This window comes from uncultured Campylobacter sp., assembly GCF_937890585.1.
GTDB lineage: Bacteria > Campylobacterota > Campylobacteria > Campylobacterales > Campylobacteraceae > Campylobacter_A.
Window position 1 is genome coordinate 1 of sequence record NZ_CALACG010000255.1, and the last position, 5,960, is coordinate 5,960.

Genomic DNA, 5,960 nt, shown 5'->3' on the forward strand with positions numbered 1-5,960 from the left:
TAGCTAAATGACAAGATACTAACTAGCCTCCAGAGTAAATTTCCATCTACATTTACACGTTTTACGCTAGTTGGGATGGTTAAATTTTTGGTTACTATGCCTTGGTGATTTTGGATTTTATTTATCTCGCCTAGTTTTAGATTGGTTGGTAGATCGCCGTTACAGCAAAGCGTCTCGATGCTCACAGTCTGCTCTTTAGCGTCATTTTTAAAAAATGAAATTTTCATCGCGATCGATCTTAGAAAGGATAGCTTTGAACCTGATCTTAAAAAGCCGATAAACAGCAACGAGAGCGTGCAAAACTACATCTCTAGCATCAGTGACTTCTCGCAGATCATGCATGATTTGGAGCTAAATAAAAATATCTGGAAGAGCTAAATTTATAAAATGCCAGATAAGACAAAACTCAAAGAGGGCGACATATTTTATGTCTATAATGACTACTACAAGAGATATTTCTTTGGCAAAATCTTAGTTGATATTAAAAACCGCCTTGTAAAGCGAGTAAATGAGGGCCTTCTTTGGCCGCTCGATTTTTTTAGTGACTGCTACTTGGTTGCTGTTTATAAAGATATAGCAGATACGCCGGTGCTAAAAAGCCGTGAATTTATAATCCCAGGTAGCTTCATCTACAAAAGCAGTTTCAACCGCAAAAATGAAGACGGCATAAAGTGGGTGTATTATGATCACGAAGATATCAACTACCAAGAGTTAGAATTCCCAGAGTATATCGTAAGTAGCAATGATAAAATTTGCCTACAACGAGGAGAGCTTAGCATACCAACTGGCTTAACTCGCACGCAATATGAGAATGAATTTAACATTACTGGCAGCAAAACTGGCGGCATAAACTACTCAAATGCCCTGCTTTTACAAGGCTTGCCAGCATATAAAGAGAGGATAGATTATAGCGATCTTCGCCTTTTACCAGAGCTTCGTAAAAAGCTCTATGAGATGATAGGTGAGGACCCAGACACGCTCTACTACGAGCTAGCATTAAAGCACGGCAAAGATCTAGCACGCTTTTATCAAGATAAAAACTAGACTACAAAAGAGCTATTAAGAGGCGTTGTTTAAGGTTCAACAAAAGAAATTTAGCTCTCTTGTTGCAGCCTAGATGAGCGTTATAGAGAAATTTATGACGAAATTTCATGACATCATATCTCCCCGCCAAGGCTAACTAGCTTTAGTAAATTTAAATATCACAAATAAGATCGCTCAAATGGCTACTTCTGCAAGCAGATGATAAATTTTAAAACTCGCAAGCCATTTTTAAAATTTATAACCAAATTTACGAAAAAAGCGGTGGTGATGTTTTTAGAGAGCTATTTAAAAAGGTGGGTCGCTTTAAATTTTGTGGTTTTAAAAGTTAAATTTAAGGGCTTATAGCCTTTAAAAGTGCAACGCCACTTAAATTTGCTCTATTTTTTATGATTTTGCGAGGTTAAATTTAATGGCCAAAAAAGCCATTAAATTTATAAACTAAGCCTGAGCAGGCTCCTCTTCTTCTTTTATCTTTTTTCTAACTTTTACGCGTGAGATGCTAGCTCCATCCATCTTTCTCACCTCGTAGTAGCAGTTTTCATCCTCGATCTTGTCCCCAACTACTGGCAAACGACCGATGAGATTAAAAACATATCCGCCGATCGTTACTTGATCGGTCTCTTCATCAAAGCTTATACCAAGAAGCTCTTCAACGCTCTCTAAGTCGTATCTGCCTTGAAATTCATAGATATTTTCATTTATCTTTTTATAGTGCTGATCGACCTCATCGTGCTCGTCGTTAAAGTCGCCAAGCACCTCCTCCATGATATCTTCCATCGTAAGAAGTCCAGCCGTGCCGCCATACTCATCGACGACAAGTGCTGCTGAAATTTGCTCTTTATTCATCATCACAAGCACTTTTGATATAGAAAGGCTCTCAGGCACGATGACAAATTTACGCACGATCGCATCAAAGCTCTTCTCTTTTTCCTCACTAAAGTGTAGCTGCAAGATATCTCTAATGTGTATCATGCCTAAAATGATATCTTTTGAGCCGTCTATATAAGGATAGCGAGTATATTTTGACTCAAAAACTACTTGTAAATTCTCTTCAAAGCTCTTTTGTTTATTTATGCAGATCATGTCGCGTCTTGGCGTCATGATCTCTTTTGCGACCGTGTCACTAAAATCAACTGCATTTTTGATAAGCTCAGTCTCAAAACTATCAAGCACACCGCCTTTTAAACTCTCGCCAACAATGATCTTGATCTCCTCTTCAGAGTGTGCTAGCTCATTCTCTTTTGCTGGCTGGATGCCTAAAATTTTAAGTCCAGATGTAGCTAGGATGTCAAAAAGCTTTATGATAGGCGAAAATAGTATCCAGAAAAAGTGAAGCGGACGGGCGATTTTAAGCACTGCTGATTCTGATTTGGCTATGGCGACTGACTTTGGCACAAGCTCGCCCATAACGACGTGAAGTAGCGTGATAAGCGTAAATGCGATCGCAAAGCCGACTGTATGAACTAAGATATCGCTAAGATTAAAAACATTTTTAAGTGGGGCTTCTATGAGCCTTGCGACTGCTGGCTCACCGATCCAACCAAGGGCAAGTGAGCTTAGCGTGATGCCAAGCTGAGTGGCGCTAAGATAGGTATCAAGCTTGTTTGACATCTCAAAGGCAAGCTGGGCATTTGGCTTTTTCTCTTTGATAAGCTCTTCAAGTCTAGACTTGCGAACCTTGACAAGGGAAAATTCCGACAAAACAAAAAATGCGTTTAGTAAAATGAATATAATGGCAAGTATTACCATTAAAAGCGAGTTATCGCTACTGGGGTACAATTATGATCCTTAAGAGTTAAAAATTTTGGCTGATTATAGCGAATTTATATTTAGCGGTCAAATTAGCCACGCCCAAAAGTAACAACGTTTCTTAAATTTAAGATTTATAAAAAGTTCTTAAATCATATTTTGGTAACATTATTTTCATCACTAAATTTATGGATTTTACAATGAGCAAAAAGAATTTTTCATCACGCTGGGCGTTTATACTAGCCTCAGTTGGTTCAGCCGTTGGTATGGCAAATGTTTGGGGCTTTCCTTACAAGCTTGGCACAAATGGTGGTGGAGCATTTTTACTCATCTACATCTTTTTTGTGGCGCTTTTTTCTTACGTTGGCTTAAGCGCTGAGTATGCGATCGGCAGACGAGCAAAGACTGGCACGCTAGGATCATATAAATTTGCTTGGCAAAGTAGAAATTTAGGCGTCATCGGAAGTATCATCGGTTGGCTTCCACTTGCTGGCTCACTTTGCATAGCCATCGGCTACGCTGTCATCATCGCTTATGTGCTAAAGGCCCTTACTCAGGCGCTTACTGGCTCATTTATGAGCGTTGATACAAATGTTTGGTTTAACTCATTTGCGCTTCATGAGTACTCAGTCCTACCATATCACTTCATAGTCATTATTGGCACGCTTCTTACGCTATTTTTTGGAGCAAAAAGCATCGAAAAGACTAATAAAATCATGATGCCACTATTTTTCGTGTTATTTGCCATTTTGGCTATAAATGTTGCGATGCTACCAAACGCATTTGAGGGGTATAAATTTCTATTTATCCCTGACTTTAGCAAGCTTGAAGATCCGATGGTATGGGTCACTGCGATGGGTCAAGCCTTTTTCTCGCTCTCTATCACGGGATCAGGCATGATAGTTTATGGAGCATATCTTTCAAAGGATGAAGACATCGTAGAAAGCGCCAAAACTACGGCATTTTTTGACACGCTTGCAGCCCTTGTGGCGGCGCTTGTTATGATCCCAGCGGTCTTTGCCTACGCTATGGATCCAGCTGGCGGACCAAAGCTACTTTTCGTAACGCTTCCTAAAATTTTACAAAATATGATCGGCGGTCAAATTTTTGCAATCATACTATTTACCGCGGTCATCTTTGGCGGTATCACATCGCTACAAAATATGTTTGAGGTCGTGGCTGAGTCGCTTATGCATAAATTCCCGCGCCTTAGCAGATTTTGGGTGCTTGCGCTGCTTTGTGTGGTCTGCTTTGGCTTTGGAGCGTTTATGGAGCCTATTAGTAGCTGGGGACCTTGGATGGACTTTGTCTCTATCTACATCATCCCAATCGGCGCAGTCATCGGTGCAATATCTTGGTTTTGGATCATTAAAAAAGAAGAAATTTTAGACGAGGTAAATTCAGGAGCAAATAAAACTTACGGCTCATTTTGGTATTTTGTGGGTAAATTTATCTATGTGCCAATAGCCTTTTTGCTCTGCATCATCGCTATTAGCAAGGGAATTTCCTTCTAAATTCCCTTTTGGGCTAAATTTATTTTAGCTTTTTAGTGCCTATGTAGGTGGCAAAAATTTCTTGCGAGCCATCTTTTTTAAATAATATAACGTCATACTGCTCGGCCGTGCCGCCCTGCTCCATGCCCTGACTCTCCATAGGCATGCCAGGCACTGCGATACCAACGACATCCTTTGGTTTAAGCTCCAAGAGGCGCTTGACCTCATCAGCTGGCACGTGACCCTCGATAACGTAGCCATCAACGATAGCTGTGTGGCAGCTAGAGAGCTCAAGCGGGACGTTAAACTGCTTTTTTACCTTGACCATATCATCAACCTTGGTCGTATCCTCGCTAAAACCAGCCTGCTCCATCGCCTTGCCCCATTTGTCGCAGCAGCCACAAGTTGGGCTTTTATAGACCTTCATGTCAGCCCCAAGCGCCAAGGTCGCACAAAGGCTAAGAGCTAAAAATGCAAATTTCTTCATCATTTTCCTTTATGTTAAAATTTGCAAAATGATATAGTTTGGGTTTAAATTTTATATAAATGCTTAAACCTTGCCTGCTATAATTGCCAAAATTTACAAAAGGCACTTTATGTTTTCATCATTTTTCAAAGACAAAAAATGGGCGCTTTGGGCTTACGGCGGAGCGCTATTTATCATCTTGCTACTTGTTTATCAAACGCATCTAAACGTCCGTATCAATGGGTGGTATAAAAATTTCTATGACATCATGCAAAACTCGAAAGAGCACAGCGTAGATGAGTTTTGGCGAGAGATATTAAATTTCATAAAGCTTGTTATGCCTTATGTCGTAGCTAGCACGGTGATATCGTTCTTTGCTAGCCACTGGGTCTTTCGCTGGAGGGAGGCGATGACCTTTAAATACCTCAAATTTTGGCGAAACTGCCACAGCGATATCGAGGGCAGCTCGCAGCGTATCCAAGAGGACATCTACCGCTTTGCTAAGATCATGGAGAGCCTTGGTGTGCAGGTTTTAAAGGCATTTATGACACTCATCGCCTTTATACCGGTGCTTTGGGAGCTAAGCAAAAGCGTGAGCCTGCCTTACATAAAAGATATCAATGGCTCGCTAGTTTATATCGCGCTGTTAATTAGCATCGGAGGCCTCATCGTATCGTGGTTTGTAGGCATAAAGCTACCACATCTTGAGTATAACAACCAAAAAGCAGAGGCGGCCTTTAGAAAAGAGCTAGTTTACGGCGAGGACGACAAGGTCAAATTTTGCCAACCAAACATCATGCTGGAGCTTTTTACTGGGCTAAAGCTAAACTATTACAAGCTCTTTTTGCACTACGGCTACTTTAATCTTTGGCTCATCTCGTTTTCGCAAATTTTAGTCATCGTGCCTTATATCATCATGGGGAATGGCCTATTTAGCGGCTTTATCACACTTGGCGTCCTTGTACAAGCTAGCAATGCCTTCTCTCAGGTCAGAGAGAGCTTTAGCGTCTTTATCAACAACTGGACGACGATAACGGAGCTAAGGTCGGTTAATAAGCGTTTGAGAGAATTTGAGAAAAATATAGACTACAAGGCGGATGGGGAGAATTTATATAGTGAAGAAACTCGGACAAAATTTTAAAATTTCATGAATGAGTAATTTCGGCTCTAAAATTTGAGCTAAGCGGTAAGCGAAGCCAAATTTTAGT

Annotated in this window: 7 protein-coding genes; 4 read left to right on the plus strand and 3 right to left on the minus strand. The window is 40.6% G+C overall.

Going from position 1 to position 5,960, the window contains the following annotated elements; translation table 11 throughout:
• The coding region (locus tag Q0296_RS07680) for a type VI secretion system baseplate subunit TssF (RefSeq protein ID WP_298038925.1) at window positions 1-185 on the minus strand (185 nt) is incomplete at its 3' end.
• On the opposite strand from Q0296_RS07680, the gene Q0296_RS07685 reads away from it, so the two are divergent.
• On the plus strand, window positions 178-378 hold the full coding sequence (locus tag Q0296_RS07685) for a DUF3137 domain-containing protein (protein WP_298038928.1): 201 nt from the start codon (window positions 178-180) through the stop codon (window positions 376-378). The two genes, Q0296_RS07680 and Q0296_RS07685, sit on opposite strands and share 8 nt — an antisense overlap.
• A gap of 9 nt (window positions 379-387) precedes the next feature.
• On the plus strand, window positions 388-1,044 hold the full coding sequence (locus Q0296_RS07690; RefSeq protein WP_298038930.1) for a sugar transporter: 657 nt from the start codon (window positions 388-390) through the stop codon (window positions 1,042-1,044).
• Window positions 1,045-1,482: 438 nt separating this feature from the next.
• Here the strand turns inward: Q0296_RS07690 and Q0296_RS07695 are convergent, their stop codons facing one another.
• A complete protein-coding gene (locus Q0296_RS07695) occupies window positions 1,483-2,823 on the minus strand; it encodes a hemolysin family protein (RefSeq protein ID WP_021090171.1) in 1,341 nt (446 codons plus the stop codon).
• 170 nt (window positions 2,824-2,993) lie between these two features.
• On the opposite strand from Q0296_RS07695, the gene Q0296_RS07700 reads away from it, so the two are divergent.
• Window positions 2,994-4,307 carry a sodium-dependent transporter gene (locus tag Q0296_RS07700; protein ID WP_298038933.1) on the plus strand — a complete coding sequence of 438 codons (1,314 nt, stop codon included), beginning with the start codon at window positions 2,994-2,996 and terminating at the stop codon, window positions 4,305-4,307.
• Window positions 4,308-4,326: 19 nt separating this feature from the next.
• Here the strand turns inward: Q0296_RS07700 and Q0296_RS07705 are convergent, their stop codons facing one another.
• Window positions 4,327-4,773: a DUF411 domain-containing protein gene (locus Q0296_RS07705; protein WP_298038936.1), complete on the minus strand. Its 447-nt coding sequence runs from the start codon at window positions 4,771-4,773 to the stop codon at window positions 4,327-4,329.
• A 109-nt stretch (window positions 4,774-4,882) separates the two neighbouring features.
• On the opposite strand from Q0296_RS07705, the gene Q0296_RS07710 reads away from it, so the two are divergent.
• Window positions 4,883-5,893, plus strand: coding sequence for a putative transporter (locus tag Q0296_RS07710; protein ID WP_298038947.1), 1,011 nt, complete (start codon window positions 4,883-4,885; stop codon window positions 5,891-5,893).
• Window positions 5,894-5,960: the final 67 nt, after the last annotated feature.